This window comes from Pseudomonas sp. C8002 (genome assembly GCF_013385765.1).
Taxonomy (GTDB): Bacteria; Pseudomonadota; Gammaproteobacteria; order Pseudomonadales; family Pseudomonadaceae; genus Aquipseudomonas.
Genome location: NZ_JACAPJ010000012.1, coordinates 442,766 through 462,883 on the forward strand (window position 1 = coordinate 442,766; position 20,118 = coordinate 462,883).

At 62.0% G+C, this 20,118-nt stretch carries 16 protein-coding genes and 2 pseudogenes; 11 read left to right on the forward strand and 7 right to left on the reverse strand.

Annotated elements, in window-relative coordinates:
• Nucleotides 1-2: 2 nt before the first annotated feature.
• The 4 genes from HX814_RS19855 to lpxC all read left to right on the forward strand — a co-directional run bounded on the left by HX814_RS19855 (nt 3) and on the right by lpxC (nt 4,433).
• Entirely contained in the window at nt 3-869 is an 867-nt protein-coding gene (locus tag HX814_RS19855; protein ID WP_023659197.1) for a cell division protein FtsQ/DivIB, read from the forward strand.
• A 15-nt stretch (nt 870-884) separates the two neighbouring features.
• Nucleotides 885-2,147, forward strand: a complete 1,263-nt coding sequence (gene ftsA / locus HX814_RS19860) for a cell division protein FtsA (protein ID WP_003216224.1) — start codon at nt 885-887, stop codon at nt 2,145-2,147.
• 65 nt (nt 2,148-2,212) lie between these two features.
• Nucleotides 2,213-3,409, forward strand: a complete 1,197-nt coding sequence (ftsZ, locus tag HX814_RS19865) for a cell division protein FtsZ (protein WP_003216225.1) — start codon at nt 2,213-2,215, stop codon at nt 3,407-3,409.
• A 112-nt stretch (nt 3,410-3,521) separates the two neighbouring features.
• Nucleotides 3,522-4,433 carry a UDP-3-O-acyl-N-acetylglucosamine deacetylase gene (lpxC, locus tag HX814_RS19870; RefSeq protein WP_003216227.1) on the forward strand — a complete coding sequence of 304 codons (912 nt, stop codon included), beginning with the start codon at nt 3,522-3,524 and terminating at the stop codon, nt 4,431-4,433.
• A gap of 103 nt (nt 4,434-4,536) precedes the next feature.
• Here the strand turns inward: lpxC and HX814_RS19875 are convergent, their stop codons facing one another.
• The 3 genes from HX814_RS19875 to HX814_RS19885 all read right to left on the reverse strand — a co-directional run bounded on the left by HX814_RS19875 (nt 4,537) and on the right by HX814_RS19885 (nt 8,996).
• Complete coding sequence (locus tag HX814_RS19875) at nt 4,537-6,042, reverse strand: diguanylate cyclase (RefSeq protein ID WP_177008740.1); 1,506 nt, start codon at nt 6,040-6,042, stop codon at nt 4,537-4,539.
• Nucleotides 6,043-6,093: 51 nt separating this feature from the next.
• A complete protein-coding gene (locus HX814_RS19880) occupies nt 6,094-7,587 on the reverse strand; it encodes a sensor domain-containing diguanylate cyclase (RefSeq protein ID WP_177008741.1) in 1,494 nt (497 codons plus the stop codon).
• Between the two features lie 86 nt (nt 7,588-7,673).
• Nucleotides 7,674-8,996: an OprD family porin gene (locus HX814_RS19885; protein ID WP_008434205.1), complete on the reverse strand. Its 1,323-nt coding sequence runs from the start codon at nt 8,994-8,996 to the stop codon at nt 7,674-7,676.
• 351 nt (nt 8,997-9,347) lie between these two features.
• Between HX814_RS19885 and HX814_RS19890 the strand changes: the two genes are divergently transcribed.
• The 5 genes and pseudogenes from HX814_RS19890 (at nt 9,348) to HX814_RS19905 (ending at nt 12,737) form a co-directional block, all read left to right on the forward strand.
• Entirely contained in the window at nt 9,348-10,322 is a 975-nt protein-coding gene (locus HX814_RS19890) for a D-glycerate dehydrogenase (protein ID WP_003216236.1), read from the forward strand.
• Between the two features lie 24 nt (nt 10,323-10,346).
• Nucleotides 10,347-10,445 (forward strand): annotated as a pseudogene (locus HX814_RS31540) (outer membrane lipoprotein carrier protein LolA); the annotation flags it as partial.
• 51 nt (nt 10,446-10,496) lie between these two features.
• Nucleotides 10,497-11,399 carry a chemotaxis protein CheV gene (locus HX814_RS19895; RefSeq protein ID WP_177008742.1) on the forward strand — a complete coding sequence of 301 codons (903 nt, stop codon included), beginning with the start codon at nt 10,497-10,499 and terminating at the stop codon, nt 11,397-11,399.
• Nucleotides 11,400-11,402: 3 nt separating this feature from the next.
• Entirely contained in the window at nt 11,403-11,885 is a 483-nt protein-coding gene (locus HX814_RS19900) for an N-acetyltransferase (RefSeq protein ID WP_177008743.1), read from the forward strand.
• A 108-nt stretch (nt 11,886-11,993) separates the two neighbouring features.
• Entirely contained in the window at nt 11,994-12,737 is a 744-nt protein-coding gene (locus HX814_RS19905; RefSeq protein WP_003216242.1) for a YkgJ family cysteine cluster protein, read from the forward strand.
• Nucleotides 12,738-12,740: 3 nt separating this feature from the next.
• Here HX814_RS19905 and HX814_RS19910 read toward each other — a convergent pair whose 3' ends face one another.
• The 4 genes and pseudogenes from HX814_RS19910 to HX814_RS19920 all read right to left on the reverse strand — a co-directional run bounded on the left by HX814_RS19910 (nt 12,741) and on the right by HX814_RS19920 (nt 15,626).
• Nucleotides 12,741-13,787 (reverse strand): methyl-accepting chemotaxis protein, encoded by a 1,047-nt coding sequence (locus HX814_RS19910; protein WP_371318530.1) that lies wholly within the window; start codon nt 13,785-13,787, stop codon nt 12,741-12,743.
• A 246-nt stretch (nt 13,788-14,033) separates the two neighbouring features.
• Nucleotides 14,034-14,315, reverse strand: a pseudogene (locus tag HX814_RS31745) (PAS domain-containing protein); the annotation flags it as partial.
• Between the two features lie 107 nt (nt 14,316-14,422).
• Complete coding sequence (locus tag HX814_RS19915; protein WP_008434195.1) at nt 14,423-15,214, reverse strand: transporter substrate-binding domain-containing protein; 792 nt, start codon at nt 15,212-15,214, stop codon at nt 14,423-14,425.
• A gap of 169 nt (nt 15,215-15,383) precedes the next feature.
• On the reverse strand, nt 15,384-15,626 hold the full coding sequence (locus HX814_RS19920) for a hypothetical protein (protein WP_177008745.1): 243 nt from the start codon (nt 15,624-15,626) through the stop codon (nt 15,384-15,386).
• A gap of 214 nt (nt 15,627-15,840) precedes the next feature.
• Here HX814_RS19920 and HX814_RS19925 point away from each other — a divergent pair, with 214 nt between their 5' ends.
• Nucleotides 15,841-17,007 carry an efflux RND transporter periplasmic adaptor subunit gene (locus tag HX814_RS19925; RefSeq protein ID WP_003216249.1) on the forward strand — a complete coding sequence of 389 codons (1,167 nt, stop codon included), beginning with the start codon at nt 15,841-15,843 and terminating at the stop codon, nt 17,005-17,007.
• Entirely contained in the window at nt 17,004-20,099 is a 3,096-nt protein-coding gene (locus HX814_RS19930) for a multidrug efflux RND transporter permease subunit (protein ID WP_177008746.1), read from the forward strand. The genes HX814_RS19925 and HX814_RS19930 overlap by 4 nt, the downstream gene beginning before the upstream one ends.
• The last annotated feature ends 19 nt before the right edge of the window (nt 20,100-20,118 follow it).

Sequence of the window (20,118 nt, forward strand, 5' to 3'; positions counted from 1 at the left end):
CCATGAACGGCGCATCGCTTCGTCATCAGCAACCCGCTCCCGGCCGCAAGCCGGTGCCGCGTGGTGCCAGCCGAATGGTGGCTAAAGAGCCGATGTCGGCGCGCATGCCGAAAGCCAACTTTGGTTTTCTCAAGGCGTTGTTCTGGCCGGTGATCCTGGTGGCCCTGGGGTTCGGTACGTATGAAGGCGCCCAGCGCCTGCTGCCGTATGCCGACCGGCCGATCACCAAGATCAGTGTGCAGGGCGACTTGAGCTACATCAGCCAGCAAGCCGTGCAGCAGCGAATCGCCCCGTTTGTGGCGTCGAGCTTCTTCACCATCGACCTGGCAGGCATGCGCTCCGAGCTGGAACAGATGCCATGGATTGCCCACGCCGAAGTACGTCGCGTGTGGCCGGATCAAGTGACGATCCGCCTGGAAGAACAACTGCCCGTGGCCCGTTGGGGTGATGGTGCGCTGTTGAACAACCAGGGCCAGGCGTTTGCACCTCGCGAAGTGGCGAATTACGAGCACCTGCCGCAGTTGTTCGGGCCGCAGCGGGCGCAGCAGCAAGTGATGCAGCAGTACCAGGCGTTGAGCCAGATGCTGCGGCCGTTGGGCTTCTCGATTGCGCGACTGGAATTGCGCGAGCGGGGCAGCTGGTTTTTGACCACGGGTGCAGGCAGTTCCGGCCCGGGCATCGAGTTGTTGCTGGGACGCGGCAACCTGGTGGAAAAGATGCGCCGTTTTATTGCCATCTATGAAAAGACCTTGAAAGAACAGATTACGAACATTGCGAGCATCGACCTGCGTTACGCCAACGGCCTTGCCGTCGGCTGGCGGGCCCCTGCGGCGCCCACGGCAGCGCAACCTGCTGTCGCGAAGAATTAAGAAGAGGCAGGACCCATGGCAAACGTGCAAAGCGGCAAAATGATCGTCGGTCTGGATATCGGCACCTCCAAGGTGGTGGCGCTGGTAGGCGAGGTCGCGGACGACGGCACGCTGGAAATCGTCGGAATCGGCACGCATCCGTCCCGGGGCCTGAAGAAGGGCGTGGTGGTGAATATTGAATCCACCGTGCAATCGATCCAGCGCGCCATCGAAGAAGCGCAGCTGATGGCCGGTTGCCGGATTCACTCGGCATTTGTCGGCGTTGCCGGCAACCACATCCGCAGCCTGAATTCCCACGGCATCGTGGCGATTCGCGACCGCGAAGTCAGCTCGGCCGACCTGGAGCGGGTACTCGACGCAGCGCAAGCCGTCGCGATCCCGGCTGACCAGCGCGTGCTGCACACCCTGCCGCAGGACTACGTGATCGATAACCAGGAAGGCGTTCGCGAGCCCCTGGGCATGTCGGGCGTACGTCTGGAAGCCAAGGTTCACGTAGTGACCTGCGCCGTCAACGCTGCACAGAACATTGAAAAATGCGTGCGCCGCTGCGGCCTGGAAATCGACGACATCATTCTCGAGCAGTTGGCTTCGGCTTACTCGGTACTGACCGACGACGAAAAAGAACTGGGCGTGTGCCTGGTGGACATCGGCGGCGGCACCACGGACATCGCGATCTTCACCGAGGGTGCGATTCGTCACACCGCGGTGATCCCGATTGCCGGTGACCAGGTGACCAACGACATCGCCATGGCGTTGCGCACACCGACCCAGTACGCCGAAGAAATCAAGATCCGTTACGCCTGCGCCCTGGCCAAGCTGGCCGGTGCCGGTGAAACCATCAAGGTGCCAAGCGTGGGCGATCGTCCACCGCGCGAACTGTCGCGCCAGGCATTGGCCGAAGTGGTCGAACCGCGCTACGACGAACTGTTCACCCTGATCCAGGCTGAACTGCGCCGCAGCGGCTACGAAGATTTGATTCCGGCCGGCATCGTGCTGACCGGTGGCACCTCGAAGATGGAAGGCGCGGTCGAACTGGCCGAGGAAATCTTCCACATGCCAGTCCGCCTGGGCGTGCCCCATGGCGTGAAAGGCCTGGGCGACGTAGTGCGCAACCCGATTTATTCCACCGGTGTGGGCTTGCTGTTGTACGGGCTGCAAAAGCAGACCGACGGCATTTCCCTGTCGGGCCCGAGCAACCGCGACAGCTACAGAAGCGACGACGAAGCGAAAGCGCCGTTGTTCGAGCGGTTGCAGGCTTGGGTGAAAGGCAATTTCTAAAGATTTACCGCAACACCGTTTCAAGTAGTAGGCGAAAAAACTAGAGAAATGAAAGGAGAGGGAAAATGTTCGAACTCGTAGACAACATCCCCGCAAGCCCGGTCATCAAAGTGATCGGCGTCGGCGGTGGCGGCGGCAACGCTGTCAACCACATGGTCAAGAGCAACATTGAAGGCGTTGAATTCATCTGCGCCAACACTGACGCCCAGGCCCTCAAAAGCATCGGTGCACGCACCATCCTGCAATTGGGCACAGCCGTGACCAAGGGCCTGGGTGCCGGCGCGAATCCGGAAGTCGGCCGTCAAGCCGCCCTGGAAGACCGCGAGCGCATCGCTGAAGTGCTGCAAGGCACCAACATGGTGTTCATCACCACGGGCATGGGCGGTGGTACCGGTACCGGTGCTGCGCCGATCATTGCCGAAGTGGCCAAGGAAATGGGGATCCTGACGGTTGCCGTCGTGACCCGTCCATTCCCGTTCGAAGGTCGCAAGCGCATGCAGATCGCCGATGAAGGCATCCGTCTGCTGTCCGAAAGCGTCGACTCGTTGATCACCATTCCCAACGAGAAGCTGCTGACCATCCTCGGCAAGGACGCAAGCCTGCTGTCTGCGTTTGCCAAGGCTGACGATGTACTGGCCGGTGCCGTTCGCGGTATCTCCGACATCATCAAGCGTCCGGGCATGATCAACGTCGACTTTGCCGACGTACGTACCGTGATGAGCGAAATGGGCATGGCGATGATGGGCACTGGCTGCGCCAGCGGTCCGAACCGTGCACGTGAAGCTACCGAAGCGGCCATCCGCAACCCGTTGCTGGAAGACGTGAACCTGCAAGGCGCACGCGGCATCCTGGTGAACATCACCGCCGGTCCTGACCTGTCCCTGGGTGAGTACTCCGACGTGGGTAGCATCATCGAAGCCTTCGCTTCCGAGCACGCCATGGTCAAGGTCGGTACCGTTATCGATCCGGACATGCGCGACGAACTGCACGTGACCGTTGTTGCGACCGGCCTGGGTGCGAAAATCGAGAAGCCTGTAAAGGTCATCGACAACACCGTCCATACCAGCCACGCCAGCCAGCAAGCTGCCGCTCCAGCGCCTTCGCGCCAGGAACTGCCGTCTGTGAACTATCGTGACCTGGATCGTCCGACCGTGATGCGCAACCAGGCTCAGGCCGGTGCTGCTGCATCCCGCAGCCCGAATCCGCAAGATGACCTGGACTACCTGGACATCCCGGCTTTCCTGCGTCGTCAGGCCGATTAATGGAATGTATCAGGGCTATGAAGGTGATTGGTGTTCAGCAAAGGTCTGGTCTGCTATTATCGCCAGCCTTTGTTGATACCAGTTCGCAATTTGCGCTGAAGCGGTCCAAGCCATGATTAAACAACGCACCCTGAAGAATATTATCCGTGCCACAGGTGTAGGTCTGCACTCCGGGGAGAAGGTATACCTGACCCTCAAGCCCGCACCTGTCGACACCGGCATCGTGTTTGTTCGTGCCGACCTGGACCCTGTGGTGCAGATACCTGCTCGCGCGGAAAATGTTGGCGAAACCACGATGTCGACCACGTTGGTCAACGGTGACGTCAAAGTGGACACGGTGGAGCACTTGCTCTCGGCCATGGCCGGTCTGGGCATCGATAACGCCTACGTCGAGCTCTCCGCGTCCGAAGTCCCGATCATGGATGGCAGCGCCGGACCCTTCGTATTCTTGATTCAATCTGCCGGCCTGGAAGAACAGGACGCAGCCAAGAAGTTCATTCGCATTCTGCGGGAAGTGACAGTAGAAGACGGCGACAAGCGCGCCACCTTCGTCCCGTTCGAAGGCTTTAAAGTGAGCTTTGAGATCGATTTCGATCACCCGGTATTCCGTGACCGCACCCAAAGTGCAAGCGTGGATTTTTCCAGCACTTCGTTCGTAAAAGAAGTCAGCCGCGCCCGTACCTTTGGTTTCATGAGTGACATCGAGTACCTGCGCAAGCACAACCTCGCACTCGGCGGCAGCGTTGAAAACGCCATTGTGGTCGACGCGGATGGTGTACTGAACGAAGACGGCCTTCGCTATGAAGACGAATTCGTGAAGCACAAGATCCTCGATGCAATCGGTGACCTCTACCTGCTGGGCAATAGCCTGATAGGCGAGTTCAAAGGCTTCAAGTCTGGCCACGCCCTGAACAACCAACTGCTGCGCAAGCTGATTGCACAGACAGATGCCTGGGAAGTCGTGACCTTCGAAGATGCCAGCACCGCACCGATCTCTTACATGCGTCCCGTCGCGGCGGTGTAAGTAACAACTCTCTTTCCTTTTGTTTTTAAAGGCTGCCTTCGGGCGGCCTTTTTTTTGATCGTTCCTACGCTCTGCGTGGTAACGCCTCCTGTGACGCTTCGCGTCACGGCTTTAAAGCGCCGGCATCAACAACGCGATTACGCCCGGTATGCTTGGCCTCATACAGCGCCTGGTCGGCGTTGAGCAGTAATTCCTCCAGCGTGGTGCGGCTGTTTTTGGTCCAGGTACTGAGGCCGATGCTGACGGTAATCGGCACCGTATCCCCGCCCACTCGCGGCAGGTGTTCGACACTGCTGCGGATATGTTCAGCAATCACGCGTGCACCCTGGCTGTCGGTATGCGGCAGCACCACCGCAAACTCCTCACCCCCATAGCGGGCCGCGAGGTCGGCCGGGCGGCGGATATTGCCCTCGATCACCTGCGCCACCGTGCGCAGTGCCTCGTCGCCACCTTGATGGCCATGTCGGTCGTTGAACGCCTTGAAGTGGTCCACGTCAATCATCAGCACCGTCAACGGCTCGGCCGAACGCTGGGCGCGGTCCCATTCCAGGCGCAGGCGCTGGTCCAGGGTGCGGCGGTTGGCCAGGCCGGTGAGCGCGTCGGTGGCTGCCAGTTCTGACAGCACCTGTTCGGCACGGTGGCGCCTGCGCAGTTCCATGCAGAGCATCCAGGTCAGCCACAAAAGGCCGATGCACAAAATCCCGGTAGCGCCGCTGATCACCAGTGCTGCGCGCTTCCAGGGGGCGAATATGTCATTCGTGGACAGCCCTACGACGACGATCAGCGGTAGATCGCCCACCGTTGAGAACGTATACAGGCGGTGCTCCTCATCCACACTGGAGGTGCCGCGAAAGTTGCCGTCGCGCTCGTGCAATATGCGCGCGACGTTGGGCCGCTGGCTGAGGTCCTTGTCGATCATGTCCCGTTCCAGCAGCGGCTGCTGGGCCAGTAGGATGCCTTGCCGGTTGATCAGGTTGATGGTGCTGTCGCTGCCGATATTCAGGCTGCGGAACAGTTGCTGAAAGTACGACAGGCGCATGGTGGCCACGGCCACGCCGAGGAATCGCCCATCCGGCCCGGAAACCCGGCGGCTGAAAGCGATACGCCATTGGTCATCACACACGCAGCGCGCCATGAAGGGCCGGCTGATGAACAGCCCCAGGTCGGGATTCTGCCGATGGGCCTGGAAGTAGTCGCGGTCGGCGAAGTTGGCGGATTTGGGCGTCTGCAGGGCTGAGTCGGCGATCACGTTGCCATCCTTGTCCAGCAACAGGATGTCGCCTTTGTAGGGCGCCGCTTCCGAACGGTCGAACAGCACCAGGTGACGGATGCCGGCCGATACCCCAGCCAAATCAGTGCGTTCGGTGGCGGCGATCAGGCCTTTGATCGACAAGTCGTACAGCTCGACGTTGCGCAGCACGTCGGCGTCGATCAGTTGGGTGATGTTATTGGCCGTGCGCTGGGCCGCCTGCAACGTGTTGGCGTGTTCGCGAATCAGCAGCACCGCGACCACCAGCATGATCAGCAGCACCGTGACGCAACTGCCGATGATCAGCAGCAGCTCCGGACGGTGGGTGGGGCGGGGCGGGCGGGTAGTGCCTGGGCTCATCGGGCGTACTTCTGCTTCGAGGATGCCCTTAGCGTAGTTGCTGATAACGGCTTATGTGGCCTGGCTGTGAACGATGCGGTTGCGCCCGGAATGCTTGGCGTCATACAGCGCCCGATCGGCACTCAGCAGCAGCTCTTCCAGCGAGCCACGGCTGCGTTTGTCCCAGGTACTGAGCCCGACGCTGACGGTGACCGACAGCGCGTCGCCGTCTGCCGGTGGCAAGTGCTCCACCGCACTGCGGATATGTTCGGCGATGGTGCTCGCACCCTCGCCGTCGGTATCCGGCAGGATCACCGCGAACTCTTCGCCGCCGTAGCGCGCAGCCAGGTCGGCGGGGCGACGAATATTGCTGCCGATGACCCGGGCCACGTTGCGCAAGGCCTCATCGCCACCCTGGTGACCATGGCGGTCGTTGAAGGCCTTGAAGTGGTCGACATCAATCATCAGCAAGGCCAGTGGCTCGCCTGAGCGTTGCGCGCGCTCCCATTCCAGGCGCAGGCGCTGGTCGAGGGTGCGGCGGTTGGCCAGGCCGGTGAGGCCGTCGGTGGCCGCCAGTTCCGACAACACCTTCTCGGCGCGATAGCGGCGGCGCAGTTCCAGGCGCAGCATCCAGGTCAGCCACAACAGCCCCACACACAGCACGCCGGTGGCGCCACTGATCAGCAGGGCGGAGCGCTTCCAGGCGGCAAACACGTCATCGCTCGACAACGCCACCACCACAATCAGCGGCAGCGCGCCGACGCTGGTGAAGGTGTACAGCCGTTGCGCGCCACTGATGGCGGAGATGGCGCTGAAACTGCCGCTGCCTTCGCGCAGCATTCGCTTGAAGTTGGGCCGCGCGCTCAGGTCCTTGTTGATCATGTCTCTTTCGAGCAGCGGCTGCTGGGCCAACAGGATGCCGTCGTTATTCAGCAGGTTGATGCTGCTGCCGCTGCCGATGGTCAGGCTGTTGAACAACTGGTCGAAATACGCCAGGCGCATGGTTGCCACCGCCACACCGGTAAACTCGCCATTGGGTCCGGGCACCCGGCGGCTGAAGGCGATGCGCCAGACTTGATCGCAGTCGCAACGAATCCTGAAGGGACGGCTGATGAACAGCCCGGCATCGGGGTTTTGCTGGTGCACCTGGAAATAATCGCGATTGGCGAAGTTGCGGGGTGTGGGTGTCAGCGTGGAAGAGTCGGCGGTGACCGCGCCGGTTTTGTCCAGCAGCAGGACTTCGCCTTTGAAAGGGGCGGCCGTGGACTGGTCGAACTGCACCATATGCAGGACTTCGGCGGAAACCTGGGGCAGGTCATCGCGAGTGGTTGCGGTGATCAGGCCGTTCAGCGCCAGGTCGTAGAGCTCGACGTTGCGCAGCACATCGGCATTGATCAGTTGGGTGATATTGCTGGTGGAGCGCTTGGCTGCCTGCAAGGCGCTGGCGTGTTCGCGGATCAGCAGTACGGCAACGATGACCACGATCAGCACGACAGTAAGGCCACTGCCCAGAATCAGCAAAAGCTCCGGGCGTGCAGGCAGGGTGAAGGCGCGGCGTTGACTCATGGGACTGGCTTCGGCACTCAAGATGCTGGCAGTTTAGTTCCATGCTGTGAAAAATAAGTCGTCGCCGCTAAAAGAAAGCCTGAAGGTTAAAAAACGTCAATCGGATAGTCGACGATCACGCGGTACTCATCCACGTCCCGGTCCACTGCCGCGTAGCCATTGCCGCCGCGATTGGTCGCCCATTGCAGGCGCACGGCCAGGTCCTTGGCCTTGCCGCCTTGCACCACGTACTTGAGGTCGATGTCCCGTTCCCAGTGCTTGGCGTTCTTGCCGTCGGCACTGTACCAGGATGAGTAACCACGGCTGTCCGGATCGACCGTGGTCAGGTCGGTCTTGCCGCTGATATACGACACCGCCGAGGTCAGGCCCGGCAGGCCCAGCCCGACGAAGTCATAGGCGTACTTGAGCTTCCACGAGCGCTCGTTGGGGCCGTTGAAGTCGGAGTATTGCTGGGAGTTGTCCAGGTAGATGCTGTCGCCCTGGCTGATGTAGTCGAACGGCGTGTTGCCGTTGACCCGCTGGTAGGCGGCGGTAACGCTGTGATTGCCCACGCCCACGGTGAAATGCAGGCTGTAGGTGTTGTTGTCGATGTTGCCCAGCAAGGCTTTGCCGGTCTCCTGGGTGTGGTAGTAGTGCAGGCCCGGGTTCAGGCTGACCAGCTCGTTCAACTGCCAGGTGTAGTCGAGGTCGTAGTAGTACTGGTTCCAGATGTCCTTGAGTTCGGACGCGTACAGGTTGCTGGTCAGCCCCGGCACGCCGCTGAAGGACACGCCGGCCCAGTCCAGGTGGCGGCTGTCTTCGCCATTGGGCAATGCGCCGTAGCTGGTGCCGATGCGGCGACGGCCGCTCTGGTTGTAGAGTTTGGTGAAGCTGGCCTGGCCGCCCTCGAACATCCAGCCGTCCAGGCTGTGGTTGGTCAGGCTCACGCCGCGGAAGGTCTGGGGCAGCATGCGGGTCATGCCGCCGGCAATCACCGGGTTGTTGAGGAACAGGTCGCCGGCTTTCAGTTCGGTGTCGAAGGCGCGCATTTTCAGGGTGGCGCCGGCGGTGGAGAACGAGCCGGGCGCTTTGCCGTTGCCGGAGCTTACCGGCAGGATGCTCGAGCCATCGGTGCCGCCACCGCCGTCGAGCTTGAGGCCGAGCATGGCGTTGGCGTCCAGGCCGAAGCCGACGATGCCGGGGGTGTAGCCGGATTCGAAGATGCCGATGAAGCCCTGGCCCCATTCCTTGCTGTCATCGGTGTGAATGTCGCGACGGTCGCGGTTCATGTAGTAGTTGCGGGTGTTGATCTTGAAGCTGGAACCTTCGACGAAGCCGTCGGTGGCCGGGGTGTCTGCCGCGTGGGCAAGGGGAACGATCGTTGCAGCAATCGCGAGGAATAACGGGGTGAACGTCAGCGAGGTTTTCACCGGTGGAGCTCCTTTGGGTCAATCGAAACCGGCCAGTGTTGTTGGGGTTCCTGGCCTTTTTTCAGCGCAAAAAAAAGCCGCTGAACTCAGCGGCTTTAAGACAGATTCCCAGTGTAGAGCCCTGGAAATAAGTCGAGGGAAATCGGGGGAGAGCGGGTCGGTCTTAACCGCTGCGCTCATCGATGCGACAAATTAGCGCAGGTGAGCGGTGCGATACAGAGTGTAACAAGATAATGACTGTTGCCCAAATCGCAACAGTCTGGCTGTGGGGTGTGAGGGCCGGCCTGACAAGCCCTACCCAAGAATGTTAGCGTGCTTGCCATTCCCACGTAGTCGATGAGCCTGCCTTCCATGAAAAAGACCGTCCTCGCCTTCAGCCGCGTCACCCCGGAAATGATCGAACGCCTGCAACAGGATTTCGATGTCATCGCCCCCAACCCCAAGCAGGGCGACATCAACGCCCAGTTCAACGAAGCCTTGCCCCATGCCCACGGCCTGATCGGCGTAGGCCGCAAACTGGGCCGCGCGCAACTGGAAGGTGCGAGCAAACTGGAAGTGGTTTCCAGCGTGTCGGTGGGCTACGACAACTACGACCTGGCGTACTTCAATGAGCGCGGGATCATGCTCACCAACACCCCGGATGTGCTCACCGAAAGCACCGCCGACCTGGCCTTCGCCCTGCTGATGAGCAGCGCCCGCCGCGTCGCCGAACTGGACGCCTGGACCAAGGCCGGCCAGTGGAAAGCCAGCGTCGGCGCGCCGTTGTTTGGCTGTGATGTACACGGCAAGACCCTGGGTATCGTCGGCATGGGCAACATCGGCGCGGCCGTGGCGCGTCGGGGTCGCCTGGGTTTCAATATGCCGATTCTATACAGCGGTAACAGCCGCAAGACCGAACTGGAACAGGAACTCGGCGCGCAGTTTCGCAGCCTCGACCAGTTGCTGGCCGAAGCCGATTTCGTCTGCCTGGTGGTGCCACTGAGCGAGAAAACCCGCCACCTGATCAGCCATCGCGAGCTGGGCCTGATGAAATCCAGTGCGATCCTGGTGAACATCTCCCGTGGCCCGGTGGTGGATGAGCCGGCGCTGATCCAGGCCCTGCAAAACCAGACCATCCGTGGTGCCGGCCTGGATGTGTACGAGCAGGAGCCGCTGTCCGAGTCGCCGCTGTTCCAGCTGAGCAATGCGGTGACCCTGCCGCACATCGGCTCGGCCACCAACGAGACCCGCGAAGCCATGGCCAACCGCGCCCTGGAAAACCTGCGCAGCGCCTTGCTGGGCGAGCGTCCGCAGGATCTGGTAAACCCGCAGGTGTGGAAGGGCTGACGACTGCTTGTTGTAGGAGCGAGCTTGCTCGCGAAAAGCGTCAACGATAACGCGGGCATCCTGGATAAACACAGCGCCCTCAGGTTTTTCGCGAGCAAGCTCGCTCCTACAGTTTTTCGCGTGCAAGTCGATAACGGTCTATAGATCGTCATCCCTGATCCACAGAAGGTTTTTATGTCCACCACCAAAGCCCGCGCAGATTCACTCTCGCTTCTGCTCTTTACCTTGCGCAGCGGCAAGCTGATGGCGATCAACCTGCTGAAAGTCAGTGAAATCATTCCCTGCCCACCGCTGACCAAGCTGCCGGAGTCGCACCCCCACGTCAAAGGCATCGCCACCTTGCGCGGCACCGCGTTGTCGGTGATCGACCTGAGCCGCGCCCTGGGGGAGATGCCCCTGCAAGACCCGGACGGCGGCTGCCTGATCGTCACCGACGTGAGCCGTTCCAAGCAGGGCCTGCATGTGCAGGCGGTAAGCAAGATCGTGCACTGCCTGACCACCGACATTCGCCCGCCGCCGTTTGGTTCCGGCGGTACGCGTTCGTTTATCACCGGTGTGACCCAGGTCGAAGGCGCCCTGGTGCAAGTGCTGGACATCGAGAAAGTCATCCACGGCATCGCCCCGGCGCAGATCGAAGCGGCGCCCACCGACCTGACCATGGAAGAAGCCGAAGTGCTGGGCAACGCCCGAATCCTGGTGGTGGACGACAGCCAGGTGGCGCTGCAGCAGTCGGTGCACACCCTGCGCAACCTCGGCCTCACCTGCCACACCGCCCGCAGTGCCAAGGAAGCCATTGACCGTTTGCTGGAGCTGCAAGGCACCGTCGAGCAAATCAACGTGGTGGTCTCGGACATCGAAATGTCCGAAATGGACGGCTACGCCTTCACCCGTACCCTGCGGGAAACCCCGGACTTCCAGGACCTCTACGTGCTGCTGCACACCTCCCTGGACAGTGCGATGAACAGCGAAAAAGCCCGCCTGGCCGGCGCCAATGCGGTACTCACCAAGTTTTCTTCGCCGGAACTGACCAAGTGCCTGGTGGTAGCCGCCCAGACCGTGGCGCAACAGGGCCCGTGACCGGTGGGTGAATATTTCCAGCTGCTGCGCCGCGACCTCACCGGCAGCCTGCCCGCCCCGCAATGGCCGGCGGATATCCAGCTGGATCATTACCGCGAAGCCATGGCCCCGGCGATCCACGCGGTATTGAGCCTGGCCCAGGAACAAGGCGGCGGACGGGTCGGCTCCCTTGAGCACTGGCGCCAGCAGTTCGTTACCGATGCCGAGTTCGACCCAAAACTGTGCCTGGTGGCGAGTAACGCCAGCGGCATCCTGGGTGTGTCCCAATGCTGGACCAGCGCCTACATCAAGAACCTGGCCATTCACCCCTGTTCCCAGGGCATGGGGTTGGGCCGTGCGTTATTGCTGCACACCTTCCAGGTGTTCAAGCAACGCGGCGAAGCGTTTGTCGACCTCAAGGTGCTGGAGTCCAACTTGCGGGCACGGCAGTTGTATGAACGTGCGGGCATGGTGTTTGTGCTTCGCGACCTTGTCCCCGAGGACTGACGGCGCTGGCGCATAACTTGCTTTGCACAGAGGCAGAACGGTGAACAGAGGCAAAAACCCGCCACCGTTCATGAGTGCCTTCTGACCTTGCCTGGTGACAGATCCTCCATGAATACCCATTTTTCCTGCGTCGGTTGCGGCAAATGCTGCACCGACCACCATGTGCCCTTGACCCTCGAAGAAGCCCGCAGCTGGGCGGCTGACGGCGGTAATGTCATCGTGCTGGTGGAAGGTTTCCTGGGCAGTGGCCTGGGGCTGCCCGAGTTGCAACGTGACCACGCACAACGCCGTTCCGCCATCGTGCCCAGCGGCAATACCGAGGCGTATGTGGCAATCACCTTTGCCGCCTATAACGCCGGGCGCTGCCGGAATCTTGACGAAGACGACCGTTGCCGCATTTACGAGCGGCGGCCGTTGGTGTGCCGCATCTACCCGATGGAGATCAATCCGCACATCCCGTTGAACCCGGCAGCCAAGGACTGCCCGCCGGAATCCTGGGAGCAGGGGCCGGCGCTGATCGTGGGGGGCGAGTTGATGGACAAGGAGCTGGCCGAGTTGATCCGCCGCTCACGCCAGGCTGACCGCGATGATATCCAGGCCAAGGAAGCCGTGTGCGGGTTGCTGGGCATCCATACCACGGCGCTCAAGGGCGATGGGTTTACCGCGTACTTGCCCGACATGGGCCTGTTTGCCCAGGCGATCGAGTTGGCGACGCAAGAAGTCGTGCAGGCCAATGAGTGGGTGTTTCATGTGTCCGGGATGGACATTGCCGAGCAACTGCTGGATGCCGGCGCCCGGATTGCCACCGAGGTGCCGGCCAACTATGCCTTCATTTCATTGCGGGCGGCTTAAGCGCTAGCGGCGCTTGCCCCAGAATTCCTCCGCCAACCGCCGCAAGTCATCCGCCAGCCCCGCCACGTCCCCTGAGCTGAGCTGGCTCTGCTGGCCAGCGCTGACCGTCACTTCCCCGGCATTGCGAATGCCGATGATGTTGCGATTGATGTCTTCGCTCACCGCACTCTGTTCTTCCACCGCCGCCGCGATCTGCTGGCTCATGGCGGTAATTCGGGTCACTCGCTGGCTGATCCCATCCAGTGCGGCAGCGGCGCGCTGGGCCTGATCGACGCTGGCCTCCACATGCTGGCTGCTTTGCGCCATCGCCTGCACCGCATCCCGGGCGCCGCCTTGCAGGGTGCTGATCATGCGCTGGATCTCATTGGTCGAATCCTGCGTACGCTGGGCCAGGCCTCGTACCTCATCGGCCACCACGGCAAACCCGCGTCCTTGCTCCCCGGCCCGCGCCGCTTCGATGGCGGCATTCAGCGCCAGCAGGTTGGTCTGTTCGGCAATCGCCCGGATCACTTCCAGTACCCCGGAAATATCGCCGCTGTGGCTTTCCAGTTGATGGATCACTGCGGTGGCCCGCGCCAGTTCCTCGGACAAACGCAGCACCGCGTCGCGGCTTTCATCCACTCGTTGATGGCCCTCGCGGGTTTCGCTGCCGGCCTGGTCAGCGGCCCTGGACGCCTGCAGCGCGTGCTCGGCGACTTGCGCCACGCTGGCGGCCATTTGATTGATCGCAGCGGCGACCTGATCCGTCTGGGTCTGTTGGCCGAGGCTGCTGGTGTGGCTGCTGTCCAGTTGTTGCACCAGCGCCGCGGCATGGCCGGACAGACGTTGCGACGCATCGCCAATCCGGCCGACCACTGCGCCCACCTGGGCCTCCAGCATCTGCATGGCAAACTCGATACGCCCGAACTCGTCCTTGCGCCCGGTGTAGATCCCCTGGCTCAGCGGGTTATCGGCAATCAGCCGTGCCCGCTGGTTCAACTGTGCCAGGGGCCGTAACAAGCCATGCACACCCGCTACCCCCACGGCGCAGGCCGCCGTTCCCGCCAGCAGTTGCCAGGTCAGCGGATAAGTCGCCAGCCCAAGGCCCAATGCCCAGGTTGCGGCGCAAGCCCCCAGGACCCATGCCGACAGCTTGAAGGTCATGCCCACCACGGGCCGTGCTCGCCGAGTGCCGGCACGCAGGCGGGCATAGGCCCGTTCGGCCCGATGCACCCGCCGTGCATCGGGCTTGGTGCGCACCGATTGATACTCCACCGTCACGCCGTCCCGGGTGACCGGCGTGGCATAGGCACTGACCCAATAGTGATCGCCGTTCTTGCAGCGATTTTTCACCATGCCCATCCACGAGCGACCGCTTTTCAATACCTGCCACATGTGCGCAAACGCCGCGGCCGGCATGTCCGGGTGACGCAGCAGGTTGTGCGGCGTGCCCAGCAGCTCCTCGCGGGTGTAGCCGCTGATATCGATGAAGTCCTGGTTGGCGTAGGTAATTGCGCTGGTCAGGTCGGTGGTCGAGAGGATATTGGCGTCGGGGGCAAAATCCACATTTCGACCGGTGACCGGCAGATTGATCTTCATGGAAAAGCGCGCTCGTGATTGTTGGAGGAGTCGGCAGGGCGTCGACTCTAAGCGCACCGGTTGGGCAAATACTGATCCAGCTCATGTTCCGCGCAATTAATTGGCCATTACGGTCTGGAGAGCGGCGCGTCCAGGCGGTAGGGCTCGATGATGCGTTGGTATTCGCCGCTCTGCTTCAGTTGCTCGAGGGCGTGATTGAGGGCGCTGCGCAAGGCGGTGTCGGGCTTGCGCAGTGCGATCGCCACGCCGTTACCCAGCAGTTCGGTGGAGACGTGAGGGCCGAGGAAGTCGAAAACCTGACCATCAGCGGTGTCGAGCAGCGCCTCACGGATTTCCACGGTGCCTTGCAATGTTGCATCAATGTCGCCTGCCAGCAGGCTGCGGATCAACTCGTCATTGCGCCAGAATGCCTTGACGATGACCCCCTTGGGCGCCCACTTCGACAGGGCGAAGGCTTCGCGGTTGCTGCCCACCAGAACGCCCACGCGCTTGCCCTTCAGTGACCGTGGGGTCGGCTTCAAACCCGATGTCTTGCGGGCCACCAGGCGCGTGGTGATCGGATAAAGGTTATCGGTGAAATTCACCCGCTGGCGCCGTTTCAGTGTAGGGGCCATGCCCATGATCGCGTCGAATTGCCTGGCTTCAAGGGCGGGGAAGTTTTCCACAAGGACCTGGTCGACCCAGGTACACCGCACATTGAGCTGTATGCATAAGGCATTGCCCAGCTCGATGTTCAGCCCTGCAAGCTGGCCATGTTGATTGCGGCTTTGGAAGGGTGGAAATTGCGCAGCAACGGCGAAACGAATTTCATGCCGTGGTTGACCGCTGGCCGCAGTGGTGGAGAAAACGCTGGCCATCAGCGACAACAACAGCACGACACAGGTGCGTATCAGAACCACAGGGGACGTCCTTTTCCAGAAAACCAGCTTTACCACGTCCAGCCCCGAGCGAAAGAGTCGGGGCAAGCGGGTGTCATGCAAGCTTTCAAGAATTGGCCGCAGGCCTACAAGGCGAAACGTCAGTAACTGTTGTAGGCATAAATCTCCATTACGGAGGATTTATTACCGGTCAGCGCTTGCCCATCGAGCGACGGGTGCCGGGAGGCGCCATGCCCGGGCTCTTGGTGTGGCCGTTCTTGGCGCCGTTTTTGTACCACGGCTGGCTGGCGTTTTTCGCCCCGGCCAGTTCGCCCGGCTTGAACGGAAACTTGAACGCCGGGATCTCGGCCTTGGTTTCGCCTTCGACGCTGTCAGGGTTGGCCTGTTGGTCGATGTCGACCACTTCAACAGCGGGTTGTGTCGGGGAATTCATGGAAGCTCCGGGGAGTACTGAAAATGACGCGGGCCCGACTTGCAGGCCACACCGCCGCGCAGTATACCTGCGCGCCTCGGATCTTTAACCACTGCTCGTACGAATGGTCGGACTTTACTGACGGCGCTGTCAGTTAGCAGTCACTTTGCTGACCCGGTTGGCGGGCTATAAAGAGCCTTCATTCTTCCGATCCTTTGCCCTGGCGCCTCACCCCATGCACATTCAACGAAAACCTGCCTTGATCGTGGGCGTCCTTGTGGTACTGGCCGTGGTTGCCTGGGTGGTGACCCGCCCGGCCAAGACCAAACTGACCGCATCGTCGGCGATCCCGGTGCGGGTGATCAGCGTCAAACAGCAGGACATCCCGCGGTTTGTCAGCGGCATCGGCTCGGTGCTGTCGTTGCACAGCGTGGTGATTCGCCCGCAGATCGACGGCATCCTTACCAAATTGCTGGTCAAGGAAGGTCAACTGGTGAAGGCCGGCGACCTGCTGGCGACCATTGATGACCGCTCGATCCGCGCCAGCCTGGACCAGGCCAAGGCGCAGCTCGGGGAAAGCCAGGCGCAACTGCAAGTCGCGCTGGTCAACCTCAAGCGCTACAAGGAACTGAGCATCGACGACGGCGTGTCCAAGCAGACCTATGACCAGCAACAAGCCCTGGTCAACCAGCTCAAGGCCACGGCCCAAGGCAACCAGGCCGCGATTGATTCGGCCCAGGTGCAGCTTTCGTACACCCAGATTCGCTCGCCGGTTACCGGTCGCGTCGGGATTCGCACAGTGGATGAAGGCAACTTCCTGCGCATGAGCGACACCCAGGGCCTGTTCTCCGTGACCCAGATCGACCCCATTGCCGTCGAGTTCTCCCTGCCGCAACAGATGCTGCCGACCCTGCAAGGCCTGATCGCCGCGCAACTGCCCGCCGACGTCAACGCCTACATGGGCGCCGACACCGACGGCCAGACCGGCGACCTGCTGGGGGAGGGCCGACTGAGCCTGATCGACAACCAGATCAGCGGCACCACCGGCACCATCCGCGCCAAGGCCGAATTCAGCAACGGCGCACAGAAACTCTGGCCGGGGCAGTTGGTGACGATCCGAATCCAGACCGCCCTGCACAAGAATGCCCTGGTGGTGCCGCCTACCGTGGTGCAACGCGGCCTGGATTCGCACTTCGTGTACCGGCTCAAGGGGGACAAGGTAGAGGTGGTGCCGGTGCAGGTGCTGTACCAGAACAGCGACATGAACATCCTCCAGGGTGTGCAGGCCGGCGATGTGCTGGTCAGCGACGGCCAGTCCCGGCTCAAGGCGGGCGCCCAGGTCGATGTGCTCAAGGAGCCGCCGCAGGTGATCCAGACCGTTGATGCCAAGGTGCAGCCATGAGTGGCAGTCGTTCGCCGTCGGCCTGGTGCGTCGACCACCCGGTCGCCACCTTGCTGCTGACCTTCGCTTTGGTATTGCTCGGGATGATTGCCTTTCCACGCCTGGCCATCGCCCCACTGCCGGAAGCGGAATTTCCGACGATCCAGGTCAGTGCCACGCTGCCGGGCGCCAGCCCGGACACCATGGCTTCATCCGTGGCAACGCCGCTGGAGGTGCAATTCAGCGCCATCCCCGGCATGACCCAGATGACTTCCAGCAGTGCCTTGGGCTCCAGCCTGCTGACCCTGCAATTCACCCTCACCAAGAGCATCGACACCGCCGCCCAGGAAGTGCAGGCGGCGATCAACACCGCGTCCGGCAAACTGCCCAGCGACATGCCTAGCCTGCCGACCTGGAAGAAGGTCAACCCGGCGGACAGCCCGGTGCTGATCCTCAGCGTCAGCTCCGACAGCATGCCCAGCACCGAGCTGAGCGACTACGTGGAAACCCTGCTGGCCCGGCAGATCAGCCAGATCGACGGGGTCGGCCAGATCAACATTACCGGCCAGCAACGCCCGGCCATCCGGGTGCAGGCGTCGGCCGATAAACTCGCGGCCATCGGCCTGACCCTGGCGGACGTGCGCCTGGCGATCCAGCAATCGAGCCTGAACCTGGCCAAGGGCGCGATCTACGGCGAGAACAGCGTGTCGACCCTCTCGACCAACGACCAGTTGTTCCACCCCGAGGATTACGCCCAGCTGATCGTGTCCTACAAGGACGGGGCACCTGTACAGCTGCGGGATATCGCCAAAGTCATCAACGGCTCGGAAAACGCCTACGTGCAGGCCTGGTCCGGCGACACCCCAGGCGTCAACCTGGTGATCTCCCGCCAGCCCGGCGCGAATATCGTCGAGACCGTGGACCGCATTCAAGCCGAACTGCCGCGCCTGCAAGCCATGCTGCCGGCCTCGGTGCAGGTCAGCGTGTTGACCGACCGCACCAAGACCATCCGCGCGTCCCTGCATGAAGTGGAAGTGACCCTGCTGATCGCCATCCTGCTGGTGGTGGCGGTGATGGCGCTGTTCCTGCGCCAGCTGTCGGCCACGTTGATCGTGTCCAGCGTGCTCGGCGTGTCGCTGGTAGCCAGTTTTGCCCTGATGTACCTGATGGGCTTCAGCCTGAACAACCTGACCCTGGTGGCGATCGTGATCGCCGTGGGGTTTGTGGTGGACGATGCGATCGTGGTGGTGGAGAACATTCACCGCCACCTGGAAGCGGGCCTCGACAAGCGCGAAGCCGCGATCAAGGGCGCGGGTGAAATCGGTTTTACCGTGGTCTCCATCAGCTTCTCGCTGGTGGCGGCGTTTATCCCGCTGCTGTTTATGGGCGGTGTCGTGGGGCGGTTGTTCAAGGAGTTTGCCTTGACAGCCACCTCGACCATCCTGATTTCGGTGGTGGTCTCGCTGACCCTGGCGCCGACCCTGGCCGCGTTGTTCATGCGCGCACCAACCCATCATGCCCACGACAAACCCGGTTTCAGCGAACGCCTGCTGGCCGGCTATGCGCGCAATCTGCGCCGCGCCCTGGCCCATCAACGCACCATGGCCGCGATCTTCATGGTGACCCTGGCCCTGGCCGTGGTCGGCTACGTGTTTATCCCCAAGGGTTTCTTTCCGGTACAAGACACCGGCTTCGTCCTCGGCACCAGCGAAGCGGCGGCCGACGTGTCGTTCCCGGACATGGTCGCCAAGCACAAGGCAATCGCCGAGATCGTCAAGGATGACCCGGCGGTGGAAGCGTTCTCCCATTCGGTGGGCGTGACCGGCAGCAACCAGACCATCGCCAACGGCCGGTTCTGGATTGCCTTGAAAGATCGCGGGGATCGCGACGTGTCGGCCAGCCAGTTTATCGACCGGATCCGCCCGAAACTGGCGAAAGTGCCGGGCATCGTCCTGTACCTGCGGGCCGGCCAGGACATCAACTTGAGCTCCGGCCCCAGCCGCGCCCAGTACCAGTACGTGCTCAAGAGCAATGACGGCCCGACCCTGAATACCTGGACCCAGCGCCTCACCGAAAAACTGCGGGCCAACCCGGCGTTCCGCGACCTGTCCAACGACTTGCAACTGGGCGGCAGCATCACCCACATCAGCATCGACCGTCAGGCCGCCGCGCGGTTTGGCCTCACCGCCACCGATGTGGACCAGGCGCTGTACGACGCCTTCGGCCAGCGCCAGATCAACGAGTTCCAGACCGAGATCAACCAGTACCAGGTGGTGCTGGAACTGGACACCCAGCAACGCGGCAAGGCCGAAAGCCTGAACTACTTCTACCTGCGCTCGCCGCTGACCAACGAGATGGTGCCGCTGTCGGCGGTGGCCAAGGTCGACCCGCCCACCGTCGGGCCGTTGTCCATCAGCCATGACGGCATGTTCCCGGCGGCCAACCTGTCGTTCAACCTGGCACCCGGCGTCGCGTTGGGCGATGCGGTGATCATGCTCAACCAGGCGAAGAATGAAATCGGCATGCCGACCACTATCATCGGCAACTTCCAGGGCGCGGCCCAGGCGTTCCAGAGTTCATTGGCCAGCCAGCCCTGGCTGATCCTCGCGGCACTGGTGGCGGTCTACATTATCCTGGGTGTGCTGTACGAGAGCTTCGTGCACCCGCTGACGATCATTTCCACCTTACCGTCGGCGGGGTTGGGGGCGCTGATCATGCTGTCACTGATGGGCCAGGACTTTTCGATCATGGCGTTGATCGGCCTGGTGCTGCTGATCGGGATCGTGAAGAAGAACGGTATCCTGATGATCGACTTCGCCCTGGACGCCCAGCGCGTACGCGGCCTGCCGCCCGAGGAAGCGATTTATGAGGCGTGTGTCACGCGGTTCCGGCCGATCATCATGACCACCCTGGCCGCCCTGCTGGGTGCGGTGCCGCTGATGCTGGGCTCCGGCCCCGGCGCGGAAATGCGCCAGCCGCTGGGTATCGCGGTGGTGGGCGGGTTGCTGGTGAGCCAGGCGCTGACGCTGTTCACCACACCGGTCATATACTTGTACCTCGAGAAGTTTTTCCACAGACCCAAACCAGCCCCCCAGCTGGCAATCACACACTGAGGCTGAGGCCCCGTCCTGG

What these genes read in the sequence shown, in the direction of transcription:
- HX814_RS19855 (WP_023659197.1), top strand. Translation starts at nt 3, where the DNA reads ATGAACGGCGCATCGCTTCGTCATCAGCAACCCGCTCCCGGCCGCAAG.
- ftsA (WP_003216224.1), top strand. Translation starts at nt 885, where the DNA reads ATGGCAAACGTGCAAAGCGGCAAAATGATCGTCGGTCTGGATATCGGC.
- ftsZ (WP_003216225.1), top strand. Translation starts at nt 2,213, where the DNA reads ATGTTCGAACTCGTAGACAACATCCCCGCAAGCCCGGTCATCAAAGTG.
- lpxC (WP_003216227.1), top strand. Translation starts at nt 3,522, where the DNA reads ATGATTAAACAACGCACCCTGAAGAATATTATCCGTGCCACAGGTGTA.
- HX814_RS19875 (WP_177008740.1), bottom strand. Translation starts at nt 6,042, where the DNA reads ATGAGCCCAGGCACTACCCGCCCGCCCCGCCCCACCCACCGTCCGGAG.
- HX814_RS19880 (WP_177008741.1), bottom strand. Translation starts at nt 7,587, where the DNA reads ATGAGTCAACGCCGCGCCTTCACCCTGCCTGCACGCCCGGAGCTTTTG.
- HX814_RS19890 (WP_003216236.1), top strand. Translation starts at nt 9,348, where the DNA reads ATGAAAAAGACCGTCCTCGCCTTCAGCCGCGTCACCCCGGAAATGATC.
- HX814_RS19895 (WP_177008742.1), top strand. Translation starts at nt 10,497, where the DNA reads ATGTCCACCACCAAAGCCCGCGCAGATTCACTCTCGCTTCTGCTCTTT.
- HX814_RS19905 (WP_003216242.1), top strand. Translation starts at nt 11,994, where the DNA reads ATGAATACCCATTTTTCCTGCGTCGGTTGCGGCAAATGCTGCACCGAC.
- HX814_RS19920 (WP_177008745.1), bottom strand. Translation starts at nt 15,626, where the DNA reads ATGAATTCCCCGACACAACCCGCTGTTGAAGTGGTCGACATCGACCAA.
- HX814_RS19925 (WP_003216249.1), top strand. Translation starts at nt 15,841, where the DNA reads ATGCACATTCAACGAAAACCTGCCTTGATCGTGGGCGTCCTTGTGGTA.
- HX814_RS19930 (WP_177008746.1), top strand. Translation starts at nt 17,004, where the DNA reads ATGAGTGGCAGTCGTTCGCCGTCGGCCTGGTGCGTCGACCACCCGGTC.